Raw genomic sequence first — 17,358 nt, 5'->3', positions numbered from 1 at the left:
CAGCTTATTTTTAACCGAAATTAATCGGCAATTTTTTCAATTACAACTTCAGTTAATAGTTCTTGAATAAATTCTGCTTGTGCCAAATCATCTGAAAACGCAGTGGCACTTCCGCTGGCAACGCCCCATTTAAAGGCATTCACTGCATCCTTATTCTCACTATAGGCGCCGATGAAACCTGCGATCATAGAGTCGCCTGCACCGACTGAATTTTTTAAGGGGCGTTTTAATACATTTGATTGGTAAACGCCTTCTTTTGTGAAGAGCAGTGCGCCATCGCCAGCCATTGAAATGATGGCATTTTGAGCCCCGGTATTCAGCAGTTTCTTACCAAAAGGAATGATATCTGAAATGCTGTTGAAAGTAGTGTGATAAGCTTCTGCTAATTCGTGGTTATTTGGTTTTACTAATACCGGTTGACTAGTCAAAGCATCCATCAAGTCTTGACCGGTCGTATCAATAACAAAATCAGCTTTATTTTCTTTTACTAATTGAACAAGCTCTTGATAAAAGCCACTTGGTAAACTAGCAGGAGCGCTGCCAGATAAAACGACGATATCTCCTTTAGTAACAGTGCTTAATTTTGCTTTTAAATCGGCAATGTCTTTTGCTGAAATGTCAGGACCTAGACCGTTGATTTCCGTTTCATCTTCTGCCTTTAACTTAATGTTAATCCGCGTATCTGCATTAATTTGGGTGAAGTTTTGTTCAATATTTTCCTGACTTAGCCAGTCAGTGATAAAAGTACCCGTAAAACCACCTAAAAATCCTAAGGCGATATTTTCAACATTATTCCGCTTTAATATGCGGGAGACGTTAATACCCTTACCACCAGGTAATTTCAGATCTTTTTTCATCCGATTTACTTCACCGATTTTTAAGTCATCCACATGGACGATATAGTCGATTGAGGGGTTTAGCGTAACGGTGTAAATCATTTTTTTGCCTCCAATATTTTGACTTCACGATACAATTCTACGTGCTCTTCAGGACAATAATCTGTCAGGATGGTAGCTGCATCTAATGGTGCTACTTTTGCAAAGCTAATTTGATTAAACTTACTATGGTCTGCCAAAATAAATCCTTCTTCTGCTTGTTGTAGGGCTACTTTTTTTAAAATTGCTTCTTCTGGATCAGGAGTAGTATATCCTGCAGTTAAGTCAATTCCGTTTATCCCTAAAAACGCTTTGTTGAAATTAAATTCAGCCAATTGTTTTAAGCTGGTATTTCCCAACGTGGCATTGGTTGAAAGTTTAATGGCTCCACCCAAGATAATGGTATCGATATTTAAATCAATCAATTGTGCAGCGTGTTTAACGGAATTGGTCACAACTTTTAAAGATGTTCCAGTCGTAAGTAGGGGAATTAATTCTAATGTACTACTTCCGGCATCCAAATAAATGACATCATCTTTTTGAATTTGTGTGACTGCGAGTTTAGCGATCATTTGTTTAGCAGAAACATTTTCCTTAGTTTTTGTCTGCATGTCTGCTTCAAAACCAATGTGCTGACCTGCTCGCTTTGCACCGCCATGGATCCGAATTAGCAATTTTTGATTCTCTAATTCTTGTAAATCACGTCGAATTGTTGATTCAGAAGCATCTAATAAGGTGGTTAACTCATGCAGTTTGACGATATTATTTTGAGCAAGGAGTTGCAAAATTTTTTGTTGTCTTTCTTCTGTAAGCATTTACAATTCCTCCTTCGACCATATAGTAGCACGTTTTTCTTTCAAATTCAACTACAAACAGTCAAAAACGTTCAAAACAAATCACAAAAGGAATTAAAAAGGGTTAAAAAACTGCAGTGGAAGGGCTAACAATTGAAAAAAGTTGAGAACTTTGGCTTAATTATAAGTAGAAGGGTGTTGGTAAAATGAATAAAACTTTATTACAAGCATTTCAATGGGAACTTGAGGCCAACAGTAATCATTGGCAGTCATTGGTTACAGAAATTGATTACTTTAAAAAATTGGGCATCAATGCACTTTGGTTACCTCCAGCAGCAAAAGGGTCTGCAGGTGTAAATGACGTTGGTTACGGCACTTATGACCTCTATGATTTAGGTGAATTTGATCAAAAAGGTTCAGTTGCAACCAAATACGGTACAAAAGAAGAATATTTGACGGCAATTAAAAAGTTACAAGAAAATCAAATAGATGTTTATGCAGACATTGTTTTTAATCATTTTATGGGAGCTGATGAGACAGAAAAAGTCTCAGCTGTTAAATACAGTTGGGATAATCGTAATCAGCAAATTAGTGATGAAGAAGAAATTGAGGCATGGACGCGCTTTACTTTTCCAGGTCGCAAAGGAAAATATGATGATTATATATGGAGCTGGCGGAATTTTTCTGGCGTTGATTATGATGCCCATAATAAAGATCATGCAATTTTTAATCTTGCCGATAAGGGCTGGGTTTCAGATGTCGACTCGGAAAATGGTAACTTTGACTATTTGATGGGCTGTAATTTGGACATGACTTATGAAGAAACAATCGAACAGTTGGATCGTTGGGGCAAATGGTTTTTAGAACAGACGAATGTCGATGGGTTCCGCTTGGATGCAGTGAAGCATATTCAATTTGACTTTTTTGTTGATTGGTTATTGAAGCGAAGGCAAGAAAAAGGGGCACCGCTTTTTGTAGTAGGAGAATATTGGACCGATGAGTTAGACAAATTGGAAAACTATATTGATTCTTCTGGCAACCTAATTTATTTATTTGACGTGCCTTTACACTTTAATTTTTATCAAGCTAGTCGCGGAAACGGTACCTTTGACTTACGGGAGATTTTTACGGGAACTCTAGTAGAGTCAAGGCCTGAATATGCAGTAACTTTTGTGGATAATCACGATACTCAAAAAGGACAAAGTTTAGAATCATGGGTGGAGGGCTGGTTTAAAGTTCATGCCTATGCGCTAATTTTATTACGTAAAATTGGCACGCCCACTATTTTTTGGGGAGATTTGTATGGTATTAAAACACAAAACATTGGACCAGTGGGGGAAAAGCTTGAGTACCTACTTAAAATCCGCCAACACTTAGCCTATGGTAACGAAGTGGATTACTTTGATGATCCTGATTGCATTGGTTGGGTTTTTACAGGGGACTTTGATAAAGAATCATCTGGTTTTGCAGTCATTTTAACGGATTCTGATGCCAATCAAAAAGAGATGACCATCAGCGCAATTCATGCTGGGAAAACGTTTGTTGATGTTTTGAAAAATAATGATACTCATGTTTTATTGGATGAAAATGGTCGTGGTTTGTTTCCGGTAAATGGTGGACAAGTTTCTGTGTACGTGAATGAGGATGTGGCAAAAAAAATTTGGGCCCTGTAGAATAGGAGTGCATTTAAATGAAAAAATTAGGGATTTGGTTTGGTTTATTGTGTATTTTGCAAGGTGTGGTGCCGATGCAAGTAGTAGCACAAACGCTGACAGAAACAAAAGGTAGCGTCAATAGTGAAGCTGTATCAGAAACGGATATAAGAAGCGATACTTCACTTACTTCTTCAACAGAGGAAATAAATTTAAGTGAAGAATTTACAAGTAGCAGTGAACAGACGATTGAAAAAAATGAAACGAGTAGCTCGTTGAATGAAGAAACAAAGACTGATTCAAGCACTACGCAAAGTTCAACAAGACAGTCAGAAAAACAATCAGAAAAGCAATTGCAAAATAAAAAGGCTGCCTTTATTAAAAGCAACTTGGTTCAAGCAAAATTTGTCACTTTGACCAATCAAAATTATTCATTAAAAATTTATCAAAATTTGACAGATTTAAATACTTACACAACACCAAACAAAGAGCAATTAAATAAAACGTATCAGGTTACTAAAACGATTACTTTAGAAGGACAAGACTACTACTTACTTACTAGTGGGGACAAAGATCTGGGGTATGTTTTGGTGGCAGATGTTACCACAAGTGACTTCTCACAAGGAAATGAGATTTCCTATGAAGTAGAAAAATATTTTGTCACACTAGAGGAGAAAAATGTCTTATTTGCTAATTTTTCTTCGGCTCCACAATCTACTAAGAGTATTTTACGTAAGACATTAAAAGCTAAAGGCTATTATATTGATTACTCTGGTACACGGTATGAGGTGCTTGTTGATAACAAAAATAATGCTGTTGGGATCGTTGACGCTAAGGTTTTAAAAGAAACTTCTGCAGGAGGTATTTATCAAGCAAATCGCCAATACGTCACATTTGTGGAAAAAAGTGGTGATATATATAAGGACTTTAATTTTGCGTTGCGTAATAAAACCACTGCTTACTATTTAAAAACTTATGATGCGCGGGGATTTTATCTCCACTTTAATGGGAAGAAATATTACACGATTTATGATAATAAAGGTAAGTGGATTGGCTATGTGCCAGAAAATTTTGTTAAAACTGGTAATGGCAAAGGTGGTATTTACCAAAGTAGTAATCGCTACATTACGTTTACGAACGCTAACTATTGGATGTACAGTAATTTTGATTTTAAAAAGTTACGGACAACTAAAACGCTGTATAAAAAAACATATCAAGCCCGAGGTTATTATGAACATTTTAACGGGGCCCGTTATTATACCGTTTACGATAACAAAGGCAAGTGGCTGGGTTATGTGAATGCTGCAAGTGCAAAAACCGGGAATGGCAAAGGTGGTATTTACCAAAGTAGTAATCGTTACATTACGTTTACGAACGCTAACTATTGGATGTACAGTAATTTTAATTTTAAAAAATTACGCACCACTAAGAACTTATACAAAAAAACGTATCAAGCCCGAGGTTATTATGAACATTTTAACGGGGCCCGTTATTATACTGTTTACGATAACAAAGGCAAGTGGCTGGGTTATGTGAATGCCGCAAGTGCAAAAATCGGTAATGGCAAAGGCGGAATGTATCAAAAACTAGGGGATGAAGGCGTTGTTATTTCCCGTAATTATTTAACTTACAATGATTTCAATTTTAAAAAACGTGGGAAAACCTCTGCTATTTTCAATCAGAGTGTTCAAGCTCGCGGCTATTATCAACATTTTAACGGGGCAAAATATTATTCCATTTATAATGGCAAAGGCAAGTGGCTAGGTTATGTCAATAGTGCAGCGGTCCGGATTAAAAAAGGTACAGCTGCATATTTGGGAACAACGCGGGGAAAAGTATTAAAGCATATGACGGCCAATGAGAAAAATGGCTTTTATGTTGGAACGCGCTATCGGGGGTTAGGCTATGGTGGTATCAGCAATCAAGAAGTATTCATGCAACCAAAGGGTCGTCCCAATAAATATGGACAAGGTATGAACTGTACGGGATTTGTAGCTGCAGCAATGCGTAACAGCGGGGCTAATTTAGCGCCAATTACACGTTTAGGGTATGGCGGTGCGGCAAATGCTACATTGTGGCGCGATGCCTTGAAGAAAAATTGTAAATATTACACGTATGGCTCCATCAACGCATTACTAAAAAGTGGTCGTGCTAAAAAAGGTGATATTTTATACCTTGAAGGGCGTTGGGGAGAATATGGAGCGGATTGTCACATTGGTATCTTTTGGGGGAATAATGGTCATCAAAACCGCTTTTGGCATCAGGTATTAGCAGGTAATATGATTTCCAATATTTTTTCTGGAACGCCGTATTCGATGGTCTACTTATTCCCACAAGAATAAAAAAAACGCGAGATCCTATTGGGTCTTGCGTTTTTTGTTCTAGCCGTTTTTCTTATCACATTTGTTCATTAATAGTGCGGACAATATCACCAGCATGGGTCGTATCTGTTAGAATTTCTAACGTATCCCCCATTTTGATAACTGTATCCCCATGGGGGAGAATTTCACGATCACCACGACGTAAAAGTGCTAAGAGCATATGATTTGGCCAATCAAAATCACGAACCAACGTCCCATCTAGTTTGCTACCAGCCAAAACTGGGATTTCGACAGTTGTTCTTTGCCCGGTTAAATGCGTCTTTTTGCCTTTCACAAGTCGCTCCAAAAGTGCCTCATAAATTGGATCGCCACCTAAAATATCTACTACGACATATGCTACTAGTGCAGTCAAGCCGAGGGGCATTAAATGTACGAGTGATCCAACCATTTCAGTGACCAAAATGATGGCAGTTAGCGGTGCCTTACCGATGGCAGCAAAATATCCTGCCATGGCGATCACGATGAAATCTTTAACAAAGGTGGGCTCTAAACCAAAGAAAATCACAGCGCAGTTAGCAAAAAGACTACCTATTATTGCGCCTAGAGTTAAAATGGGTAAAAATATCCCACCAGGAAGTCCGGAGCCATAAGAAATCATCGAAAAAATAAAACGCAAGCTCAGTAAACCAAATAATGCGATTAAAGTAGGGGAATGTTGCCCTAAAGCAATAATGATTTGATTGCCGCCGCCAAGATAATTAGGAAAAAATAGGCCGACAAAAATGACCAAAAGAAATGGAATAATACCACGCAAATGAGCCGGTAAGGTTAAAAAGCCATACCATTTCTCTAGTGCTAGTAAAATAATTTGATAAAAGCGGCCTAAAATCCCTAAGACAATTCCTAATAAAATAAGTAGCCAATAATGTCTTAACGGCAAAGAAGGAATATCACCTAAATGCAGTACCGGTTGTAAGCCAAAAATAGTTAAAGAAACGAAATTAGACATTAAAGCGGCAGCAAAAGAGGTCAACCAAACCAATGGGGAAAAATTATGATGAACTTCTTCAACGACAAATAATAAGCCGGCAACAGGTGCGTTAAAGGCAGCGGCCAAACCAGCAGCTGCACCACTGGACAGTAAAATTTTCTCTTCGCTTTTTCCAGCTTTCATTTTAGTAGCAACACCTTGAGCGCAGCTGGCCCCCAGCTGGATAGAGGGGCCTTCTCTTCCAAGGAATAAGCCTGTACCAACGCTTAAAATACCGCCGATAAATTTCTTCCACAAAACCGACCACCACAAAACCGAAATTTCATCTTTCAACTGTCCTTCAACCTGAGGAATCCCACTTCCTTTAATATTGGGCTCGCTTTTAATTAAAGCACCAACGACAATGGCACATAAAAGCATCAAAATAGTCCAAGGAATTAAAAAAATTGGCTGTACTTTTAAGTACTGATAAATGACAGGTAAAATTTCACCAATCTTTTCAATCCAAAGGCGAAATACACTCACCACAATTCCCGCCAAAGTCCCAACTAAAATTCCTTTTCCAATATATTTTATTTTTGTTTTATCTAGCGTATCCAAAAACTTCTTCACATTAACCCCGCCGTTTCCTTCATCCACTTGTCAAAATAGACTGCGTTATTATCATAGCGGATTTTTTTTAATAGGACAAATAAATTTCGGCTAAAAGAGCAAAGCACAATTGTGTCTGCTTTTTACTTCTTTTTATATTCCTGTGAACTTATAAAAAACCTAAGATTTTTTCCTTTTTCAATTTATCCAAAGAGGCTAAAATGCTATAATTAAAAAGATTGAATTAGAGAGGATGTTGTTATGTGTCACCCAATCCATTATTAGAGGGAATGAATCCTCGTCAAAAAGAAGCTGTCAAAAATACAGAAGGTCCATTGTTGCTCATGGCAGGAGCTGGAAGTGGTAAAACCCGCGTGTTAACTCATAGAATCGCGTATTTAATTGAAGAAAAAGAAGTAAATCCTTGGAATATTTTGGCGATTACTTTTACAAATAAAGCTGCTAAAGAAATGAAAGAACGGGTGAATAAAATTATCCCGGCTGGTGGTGAAGATGTCTGGGTCTCTACTTTTCACTCAATGTGTGTTCGCATATTGCGACGAGAGGTAGATTATATTGGCTATTCGCGGAATTTTACCATTATTGATGGTTCTGAACAATTAACCTTAATGAAGCGTGTTTTAAAAGAATTGAATATCGATCCAAAAAAATATGATCCACGCTCTATTTTAGCGGCGATTTCAAATGCTAAAAATGCACTTTTAACACCAAGTGATTATGAAGCACAACAAGGTGCCTTTTTTGAAGAGATTGTTGCCCGTTGTTATGATATGTATCAACAAGAATTAAAAGTAAATGAATGTATGGACTTTGATGACTTAATCATGAATACAATTCGTTTATTTAAAGAGCATCCTGAATCACTGCACTATTATCAAAATAAATTTCATTATATCCATGTCGATGAATATCAAGATACCAACCATGCCCAATATACGTTAGTTAATATGTTGGCTGAGCGTTTTCGCAATTTGTGTGTGGTGGGAGATGCCGATCAAAGTATTTATGGTTGGCGGGGAGCAGATATGCAAAACATCTTGGACTTTGAAAAAGATTATCCTGACGCTAAAGTTATTTTATTGGAGCAAAATTATCGTTCCACCCAAAATATTTTAAATGCCGCAAACCAAGTAATTCAAAATAACCAAAATCGCAAAGACAAAAAGCTTTGGACACAAAACGATTCAGGCGAGAAAATCACTTATTATCGTGGTGACAATGAACGAGATGAGGCACGATTTATCGTCAGTGAAATTCAGCAAAAAAAACAAGAGCAAAAACGTGATTACGGTGATTTCGCTATTTTATATCGGACCAATGCCCAATCTCGTGTGGTTGAAGAAACGTTATTGAAGTCAAATATGCCTTACAAAATGGTAGGCGGCCATAAGTTCTACGATCGAAAAGAAATTAAAGATATTCTGGCATACTTACAAGTCATTGCCAATCCCGCTGATTCATTAAGTTTTGAACGAATTGTTAATGTACCAAAACGCGGTATTGGTACTACTTCTTTAGAGAAATTGCGACAATTTGGTAATCTCCACGGCTTTTCACTTTTAGAAGCAGCTGAAAATTCAGCATTGGCCAATATTAGTGGTAAAGCAGGGAAAGAGTTGGCTGATTTTGCCGAACTAATCGCAAACTTTCAAAAAATGCGCACCTATTTAACTGTTACCGAATTGACCAAAGAGGTCTTAGCAAAAAGTGGTTACGAAGATGAATTGAAGCGCCAAAACACGCTAGAAGCCCAAAATCGCTTAGAAAACTTAGAAGAGTTTTTAACAGTAACACAAGAATTTGATAAAAATTACGAGCGGGAAAATAGCGGCGATGAAGAAAATGCAGACGATAAATTATCGGTCTTTTTAAATGATTTGGCTTTGTTGTCAGATGTGGACAGTTTTGAAGAGTCAAATAGTCAAGTGACGTTAATGACCCTTCACGCTGCTAAAGGACTGGAATTTCCTGTTGTCTTTTTAATTGGCTTAGAAGAAGGGGTATTTCCCTTATCACGAGCGCTAATGGAAGAAAGTGAATTAGAAGAAGAGCGACGCTTGGCTTATGTAGGAATCACAAGGGCAGAAGAGGAATTGTATTTAACGAACGCTTTCACTCGGACCTTATACGGGAAAACCCAATACAACCGCCCTTCTCGCTTTTTAGAAGAAATTGAAGATGACCTACTTACAAAAGCTGGTCAAGTAGCACAGCCCGCAAATAGTCGCCCTTTTTCTGCTAGAAAAGCTCAAGCAACCAGAACATACCAACAACCGTCTATTACCGGGGTAACTGCAAAACAAAATACCGGTGGCGAGAAATCAGCTTGGCAAGTTGGAGATAAATTACGCCATAAAAAATGGGGAGTTGGAACCGTGGTAAAAACAAACGGGACGGCAAAAGATATGGAATTGGACGTTGCTTTTCCAGAGCAAGGAATCAAACGCCTGTTAGCAGCTTTTGCCCCAATCGAAAAAGTTTAGTTTTTAGAAAGGAAAAGTGTGCATGTCAGAATCTATAACGGAATTAGCAAAAAAAGCAGCTGCTTTACGACAAGAATTAAACACCTATGCCTATGAATACTATGTTAAAGATAATCCGACAGTTGAAGATTATGTCTATGACAAACTTTATCACGATTTAGTTGCCATCGAAGCAAGCTATCCTGAGCTTGTGACACCTGACTCACCAACACAACGGGTAGGTGGACAAGTATTACAAGGATTTGAAAAAGTTGTTCACGATGTGCCCTTATATAGTTTGAATGATGTCTTTAATAAAGAAGAGATCATCGCCTTTACAAACCGGGTGACAAAAGAGTTAGGAGAAAACGTTACGTATGTTTGTGAATTGAAAATCGACGGACTTTCGGTGACGTTACGCTATGAAGAGGGGCTTTTTATTCGGGGGGCTACTCGTGGAGATGGAACAGTTGGCGAAAATATTACCGAGAATTTAAAAACGGTGCGTTCGATTCCGTTGCGTTTACAAGAACCTTTGACAATTGAAGTCCGGGGTGAATGTTTTATGCCCAAAAAATCCTTTGTGGCTTTAAATGAAAAAAGAGACGAAGCCGGACAAGCGATTTTTGCTAATCCCCGGAATGCTGCGGCAGGTAGTTTACGACAATTAGATCCCAAAGTCACGGCCAAACGAAATTTAGATACTTTTTTATATACAGTAGTTGATTTTGGACCACTACATGTTGATGACCAATATACTGCTTTAAAGCAATTAGAAAATGTTGGCTTTCACGTTAACAAAGAGCGGCGCCTATGCAAAAATATTGATGAAATTTGGGCTTATATCGAAGAATTCCACAAACGGCGGACAACACTGCCATATGAAATCGATGGGGTGGTAATTAAGGTCAATGATTTTCACCAACAAGATGAATTAGGCTTCACAGTTAAAGCACCCCGGTGGGCTGCTGCTTATAAATTTCCACCAGAAGAAGCGCAAACGACATTACTGGATATTGAATGGTCAATTGGCCGAACCGGTGTGATTACCCCAACCGCTGTCATGGAGCCTGTCAGAATAGCGGGTACTACCGTTAGTCGTGCTAGTTTGCATAATGTTGATTTTATTAAACAAAAGGATTTGCACACTTTTGATACTGTTACAATTTACAAAGCCGGTGACATCATCCCAGAAGTAGCGCAAGTCGTCTTGCCTTTACGAAAAAAAGATAGTCAGCCTGTTTCAATTCCAACCACTTGTCCAATTTGTGGCAGTGAGTTGGTCCACTTAGACGATGAAGTGGCTTTACGGTGTATTAATCCCAAATGTCCTGCCTTAATCAAAGAAGGCTTACGTCATTTTGTTTCCCGGGACGCGATGAATATTGATGGTTTAGGGCCCAAAGTACTGGCTCAAATGTATGACCACCACTTATTAACCGATGTTGCGGGGTTATATAGTTTAACGCGTGAGCAGTTGTTGACGTTACCTAAAATCAAAGAAAAATCGGCCAACAATATTTTACAAGCGATTGCCGCTAGTAAAGATAATTCTGTTGAGCGTTTGTTGTTTGGTTTGGGAATTCGCCATGTTGGTGCCAAAGCGGCAAAGATCTTAGCCGAAAACTTTGGCGACTTAGCGTCAATTGCCATAGCAGACAAAAAAAGCATCATTTCATTGGATACTTTGGGTGAAACAATTGCTGATAGTGTTGTGACTTATTTTGAAAACGAAGAGGTACACGAACTCCTACAAGAGTTAAAAACAGCAGGCGTTAACTTCTCCTTTAAAGGAAGAGTTGTTCAGCAATCAGAAATTGATTCACCTTTTAATGGTAAAACAATTGTTTTAACGGGTAAATTAACCCATTACAATCGCAATGAAGCCAAAGAAAAAATTGAAAATCTTGGTGGGAAAGTTACTGGTAGCGTGTCGAAAAAAACTGATATTGTAGTTGCGGGAGAAGATGCCGGTAGTAAGCTTTCAAAAGCAGAAGAGTTAGGCATTACTGTCTGGAATGAAGAGCAGATGGTAGAAGCGCTAGATAGGAGTTTAGTTAATGAAGATTAAATCATTGTTTTTAACAAGCGCATTAGTACTGTTGCTTACAGGTTGCGGCAATTTAGACAAAGGCGTTACAAATGTAGACAATGGCGGAAAAAATAATGGCGAGAATATGACGACTGGTCGAATTGACCGCTCCGAATATCAAGCTGTGATTAATGATGGTCGTTACAAAACGAGTGCAGCTAGAGAATTAAATGCCACAAAACTAAACAGTGGCTACAATCAAGATAATTTTGAAACAGGATTGTTGCGTTTATCCCATCAGACTTTTTCACCTGACAAATATTTTTTCCAAGAAGGTCAAAAGTTAGACTATGATACAATTGAAAAATGGTTGGAACGTAATTCAGACGAAAATAATCAAGGATTAAATCCTGCGGACAAAAGCCAACCTATCATTTTTCAACAATTAATGGAACAAGATTTCCTAAAAGAAGATGGGAAAACTTTAGCGGGAATGTCTTTGGGCTTTGCTTTTAACTCAGTTTATTATGGCGATGATAGTCAAACGCAAATCTCCCGGGATGAATTGATGGCCAATGCTAGAAAAACGATCAACGCTGTCCTTACAAGAGTACGTAAAATGGATGGTTTGAAAAATATCCCCATCGTGGTTGGCATCTTTGAACAAGCTAGTAAAGAAGATATCAACGGAGGAAATTACATCTATACCGCGGTGAGCAAAAACGGGGATACGACGATTGCTGATTTTAAAGGAGTTAACGAAAGTCATTTGGCACTTCCTGTAGCTGCCGATGCCAAAAATATCGCGACCCAAGATGGCATGAGTACGAAGTTTAATTCTTTTCAATCGGCGGTTCAAAATTTCTTTCCAAATTTAGTAGGTGTTACCGGTGAGATTTATTATGTCGATGAGCAGGCAGAAAACTTAACGATTACGATTGAAACAAAGTATTATAGTAAAACTGAAATTACAAGTTTCACGCAATATGTCGGAAAACAAGTAGAGTCAATTTTTGACTCGGTGAATGGTAATGTCGAAGTTCAAATTAATTCTGTGGAGGGACCACAAGCTTTCGTAGCGAAAAAACCCGAACAAAAAGAGATTATTTCTTATATTTTCAATTAGTGACTTGAAAAATAGGCGGAATTATTTCATTATAGAAAAGAAAAAGTATTTTACACACCACGTTTAAATACTTAGTGGCAAGAAAGAAGGGGTAGTATGGCAATTAGTGAAGAACAAGTTAAGCATGTAGCAAAGCTTGCAAAACTTTCATTTTCTGAAACAGAAGCAGCAGAATTTACCAATCAATTGGGTAAAATTATCGAAATGGTAGAACTTTTAGAAGAAGTTGATACAACCGGCGTTCCCTTTACTTCCAATGTAGTGGAAACCGTTAACGTTATGCGCCCTGACCGTGCAGAGGCTGGAATGAATCGGGCTGATTTAATGAAAAATGTACCAGAAAAAGAAGACGGCTTTATTAAAGTGCCGGCAATTATTGACAATGGGGAGGCTGGCGCTTAATGGAAAACTTTTACGATAAAAATTTAAGCGAATTACATGATTTACTTGTTGCAAAAGAAATCACAGCCACTGATTTAACAGCAGCAACAATTGCGCGCATTAAAGAAACAGAACCAAAAGTGGATGCTTTTATTACAGTTAGTGAAGAAAAAGCATTGGCACAAGCAAAAGCTTTAGATTTAAAAGGAATTGCTGAAGATAATATTTTAGCGGGTATTCCGATTGGGATTAAAGACAATATTGTAACCAAGGATATTTTAACTACAGCTGCTTCTAAAATTTTATCTAATTTTGAACCAATCTATGATGCAACAGTCATGGATAAAATTTATCAAGCTGATATGATTCCTGTTGGTAAATTAAACATGGACGAATTTGCCATGGGCGGTAGTAGTGAAACATCTTATTTTAAAAAGACCAAAAACGCTTGGGATGAAACAAAAGTTCCCGGTGGTTCATCGGGCGGTTCTGCCGCAGCAGTAGCCGCAGGAGAAGTGCTGGTTTCTTTAGGTAGTGATACGGGTGGCTCAATTCGACAACCTGCTGCTTTTAATGGAATTGTGGGGATGAAACCGACATATGGTCGCGTATCACGTTTCGGCTTGATCGCTTTTGCATCTTCTTTGGACCAAATTGGACCATTAACGAAAAACGTGAAAGATAACGCACTGACTTTAAATGCAATTAGTGGCTATGATGAAAAAGATGGCACGAGCTCGGGTATTTCAGTTCCTGATTTTACGGCTAACCTTGAAAAAGGCGTAAAAGGCTTAAAAATTGGTTTGCCAAAAGAATATCTTGGTGAAGGTGTGGAACCTGGGGTTAAAGCGGCGATTGAAAAAGCTGCGGCAACTTTTGAAAAATTAGGCGCTACAGTTGAAGAAGTTAGTCTGCCCCATTCAAAATATGGTGTTGCGGTTTATTATATTATCGCTTCTTCTGAAGCAAGCTCAAACTTACAACGTTTTGATGGCATTCGCTATGGATACCGCGCTGAAAATGTGGAAAATCTAGAAGATGTTTACGTAAAATCTCGTAGCGAAGGTTTCGGTACAGAAGTCAAACGTCGAATTATGTTAGGAACTTTCTCGTTAAGCGCTGGCTATTATGATGCTTACTTCAAAAAGGCTGGACAAGTACGGACCTTAATTAAACAAGATTTTGACAAAGTCTTTAATGACTACGATTTAATTATTGGACCTGCTTCACCAACTGTAGCTTTTGGCTTAGGTGAGAAAATTAATGATCCGATCACGATGTATATGAGTGATATTTTAACAATTCCAGTCAATTTAGCCGGACTTCCTGGGATGTCTATCCCAGCAGGCTTTTCTGAAGGATTACCAGTGGGCTTACAAATTATCGGCAAACAATTTGATGAAGCTACAATGTATCAAGCAGCAGCAGCATTTGAAGGTGCTACTGACTTTCATTTACAAAAACCAGTGATTTTAGGGGGGAATAAATAATGAATTTTGAAACAGTTATTGGGTTAGAAGTTCACGTGGAACTAAAAACCAACTCTAAAATCTTTTCACCAGCGCCAGCTCACTTTGGGGCTGAACCAAATAGTAACACTAACGTAATTGACTGGGGCTATCCAGGGGTATTACCAGTCATGAATAAAGCAGCCGTCGAATTCGGGATGAAAGCAGCTTTAGCTTTGAACTGTGAAATCTCAAAAGAAACGCACTTTGACCGTAAAAACTATTTTTATCCAGATAATCCTAAAGCGTACCAAATTTCCCAATTTGACCAACCAATCGGACATGATGGCTGGATTGAAATTGAAGTAGAAGGCCAAAAGAAAAAAATTCGCATTGAGCGGGTTCATTTAGAAGAAGATGCTGGTAAAAATATGCACGGTATTGGTGGTTACTCTTATGTGGATTTAAATCGTCAAGGAACGCCGCTAATCGAAATCGTCTCAGAAGCAGATATGCGTTCTCCAGAAGAGGCGTATGCGTATTTAGAAGCGTTACGTTCAATTATCTTATTTACAGATGTCTCAGATGTAAAAATGGAAGAAGGCTCTATGCGCTGTGATGCCAATATCTCGATTCGACCTTACGGGCAAGAGGAATTTGGTACCAAAACGGAATTAAAAAACTTAAACTCCATGAGCTTTGTTAAAAAAGGACTAGCTTTTGAAGAAAAACGTCAGGCTAAAGTTTTACTTTCAGGTGGCGAAATTCAACAAGAAACACGTCGCTTTGATGAAACAACTAACAAAACAATTTTGATGCGGGTCAAAGAAGGTTCAAGTGATTACCGTTACTTCCCAGAACCAGATATTCCTCGTTTTGTCATTGATGATGAATGGATCACAAAAGTAAAAGCAACATTACCTGAATTACCGGCTTCTCGTCGCTTACGTTATATGAATGATTTTGGTTTACCAGAATATGATGCTAAAGTCTTAACTTTAACAAAAGAAATGTCTGATTTCTTTGAAGCAACATTACAAAAAGGTGCAGATGCCAAACTTGCATCCAACTGGTTGATGGGTGAAGTCTCTGCTTATTTAAATAGTGAAAAGCTAGAATTAGAAGAAACAAAACTTACACCAGCAAACTTAGCAGGCATGATTGTCTTAATTCAAGATGGCACAATCAGCTCTAAAATCGCTAAAAAAGTCTTCCGAGAATTAATTCAAAACGGTGGCGATGCCAGTGAAGTTGTAAAAGCAAAAGGATTAGTACAGTTATCTGATCCTGCTCAATTATTGCCAATTATTAATGAAGTGTTAGATAGTAATGCGCAATCAATTGAAGACTTTAAAAATGGTAAAGATCGTGCAGTTGGCTTTTTAGTGGGACAAATTATGAAACAAACGAAAGGGAAAGCGAATCCGGCCGTGGTTAACCAATTGTTACAGACTGAATTGGCCAAACGCTAATAAGAGTATGAAAAAAGCACGCGTGATTTACAATCCAACATCAGGTAAAGAGGCAACAAAACGCAGCTTGGCCGATATCTTGCAGGTATTGGAACAAGCCGGTTTTGAAGCTAGTGCTTTTGCAACAACCCCTGAACCAAACTCAGCTAAAAATGAAGCTACCCGTGCTGCTAAAGCTGGTTTTGATTTAATTGTTGCAGCAGGTGGTGATGGTACTATTAACGAAGTTGTGAATGGTATCGCACCATTAAAAAAACGTCCCAAAATGGCAATTATCCCTGCAGGAACAACCAACGATTATGCTAGAGCCTTAAAAATTCCGCGAGATAATTTGAAATCTGCGGCAGAAGTTATTTTGAAAAAACAAACGATCAAAATGGATATTGGTCAGGCAAAAGAAAATTATTTTATTAATATTGCTGCTGGTGGGCATTTGACAGAATTGACGTATGAAGTGCCTTCAGAGTTAAAGAGTATTTTTGGTTACTTGGCATACTTAGCCAAAGGGGCAGAATTATTGCCACGGGTAAAACCAATTAAAATGCACTTGAAATATGACGAAGGCGAATACGAAGGCAATGCTTCCATGTTTTTCTTAGCTTTGACGAATTCAGTGGGCGGTTTTGAACAAATTGCACCAGATGCCAAATTAGATGATGGTAAGTTTTCTTTGATTATTGTCAAGACAGCTAATATTTTTGAAATTGTCCATCTGGTCGCTTTAATGCTAAATGGTGGGAAACATATCAATGATAAACGGATTATTTATACCAAAACGAATCGTTTAGAAGTTGATACCGTTGGTGAGAAAAATCGCTTGATGATTAATTTAGATGGTGAATACGGCGGTGATGCCCCAATGACTTTTGTCAACCACCATCATCATATTGAAATGTATGCGAATCTAGATGCAATTCCAGACGATGCAATTGTCGGTTATGAAGAAGAAGAGGCTGACTATGAAGAGGTTAGTCGTGACTTTATTAAAGAAGTTGAAAAACTAACGGATGAAGATATTGATGGCGATGGTCAAATCGCTAGTTCAAATGATAAGAAATAATTATAAACTCCACATTCCTCTTAGCGGATGTGGAGTTTTTGGTTGTATAAGTCAAGTTTATGCCTTAGAATAAACAAGGATTGTTTTAAGCAAAGTCAGTCAACAGCCGTTAAGGTTGTTTTTTGTTCTAAA

General features: G+C 38.1%; 12 protein-coding genes. 9 read left to right on the top strand and 3 right to left on the bottom strand.

Going from position 1 to position 17,358, the window contains the following annotated elements; all coding sequences use genetic code 11:
* Nucleotides 1–20: 20 nt before the first annotated feature.
* Complete coding sequence (gene pfkB / locus AC6R0T_RS07205; protein ID WP_303753980.1) at nt 21–938, bottom strand: 1-phosphofructokinase; 918 nt, start codon at nt 936–938, stop codon at nt 21–23.
* Nucleotides 935–1,690: a DeoR/GlpR family DNA-binding transcription regulator gene (locus AC6R0T_RS07200; protein WP_230710791.1), complete on the bottom strand. Its 756-nt coding sequence runs from the start codon at nt 1,688–1,690 to the stop codon at nt 935–937. The genes pfkB and AC6R0T_RS07200 overlap by 4 nt, the downstream gene beginning before the upstream one ends.
* 185 nt (nt 1,691–1,875) lie before the next feature.
* Between AC6R0T_RS07200 and AC6R0T_RS07195 the strand changes: the two genes are divergently transcribed.
* Together AC6R0T_RS07195 and AC6R0T_RS07190 are read left to right on the top strand one after the other, a co-directional pair.
* Nucleotides 1,876–3,342, top strand: a complete 1,467-nt coding sequence (locus tag AC6R0T_RS07195) for an alpha-amylase (RefSeq protein WP_303753981.1) — start codon at nt 1,876–1,878, stop codon at nt 3,340–3,342.
* Between the two features lie 17 nt (nt 3,343–3,359).
* Nucleotides 3,360–5,663 carry a hypothetical protein gene (locus AC6R0T_RS07190; RefSeq protein WP_303753982.1) on the top strand — a complete coding sequence of 768 codons (2,304 nt, stop codon included), beginning with the start codon at nt 3,360–3,362 and terminating at the stop codon, nt 5,661–5,663.
* Between the two features lie 55 nt (nt 5,664–5,718).
* Here AC6R0T_RS07190 and AC6R0T_RS07185 read toward each other — a convergent pair whose 3' ends face one another.
* Nucleotides 5,719–7,245 (bottom strand): chloride channel protein, encoded by a 1,527-nt coding sequence (locus tag AC6R0T_RS07185; RefSeq protein WP_303753983.1) that lies wholly within the window; start codon nt 7,243–7,245, stop codon nt 5,719–5,721.
* Nucleotides 7,246–7,514: 269 nt separating this feature from the next.
* Here AC6R0T_RS07185 and pcrA point away from each other — a divergent pair, with 269 nt between their 5' ends.
* From pcrA to AC6R0T_RS07150, 7 genes are all read left to right on the top strand, one after another.
* Nucleotides 7,515–9,728, top strand: coding sequence for a DNA helicase PcrA (gene pcrA, locus AC6R0T_RS07180; RefSeq protein WP_206902878.1), 2,214 nt, complete (start codon nt 7,515–7,517; stop codon nt 9,726–9,728).
* Nucleotides 9,729–9,750: 22 nt separating this feature from the next.
* Complete coding sequence (gene ligA, locus AC6R0T_RS07175; protein WP_230710797.1) at nt 9,751–11,778, top strand: NAD-dependent DNA ligase LigA; 2,028 nt, start codon at nt 9,751–9,753, stop codon at nt 11,776–11,778.
* Entirely contained in the window at nt 11,768–12,865 is a 1,098-nt protein-coding gene (locus AC6R0T_RS07170) for a CamS family sex pheromone protein (RefSeq protein WP_206902756.1), read from the top strand. The genes ligA and AC6R0T_RS07170 overlap by 11 nt, the downstream gene beginning before the upstream one ends.
* A gap of 96 nt (nt 12,866–12,961) precedes the next feature.
* On the top strand, nt 12,962–13,267 hold the full coding sequence (gatC, locus tag AC6R0T_RS07165) for an Asp-tRNA(Asn)/Glu-tRNA(Gln) amidotransferase subunit GatC (protein WP_206902757.1): 306 nt from the start codon (nt 12,962–12,964) through the stop codon (nt 13,265–13,267).
* Nucleotides 13,267–14,736 (top strand): Asp-tRNA(Asn)/Glu-tRNA(Gln) amidotransferase subunit GatA, encoded by a 1,470-nt coding sequence (gene gatA / locus AC6R0T_RS07160; RefSeq protein ID WP_206902758.1) that lies wholly within the window; start codon nt 13,267–13,269, stop codon nt 14,734–14,736. The genes gatC and gatA overlap by 1 nt, the downstream gene beginning before the upstream one ends.
* Complete coding sequence (gatB, locus tag AC6R0T_RS07155; RefSeq protein ID WP_206902759.1) at nt 14,736–16,166, top strand: Asp-tRNA(Asn)/Glu-tRNA(Gln) amidotransferase subunit GatB; 1,431 nt, start codon at nt 14,736–14,738, stop codon at nt 16,164–16,166. The genes gatA and gatB overlap by 1 nt, the downstream gene beginning before the upstream one ends.
* 7 nt (nt 16,167–16,173) lie before the next feature.
* Nucleotides 16,174–17,226 carry a diacylglycerol kinase gene (locus AC6R0T_RS07150; protein WP_303753984.1) on the top strand — a complete coding sequence of 351 codons (1,053 nt, stop codon included), beginning with the start codon at nt 16,174–16,176 and terminating at the stop codon, nt 17,224–17,226.
* Nucleotides 17,227–17,358: the final 132 nt, after the last annotated feature.

The organism is Enterococcus sp. S86.2 (assembly GCF_059834485.2).
The sequence above is the reverse complement of the archived record's forward strand: the minus strand, read 5'-3'. Positions and strand labels throughout refer to the sequence as shown.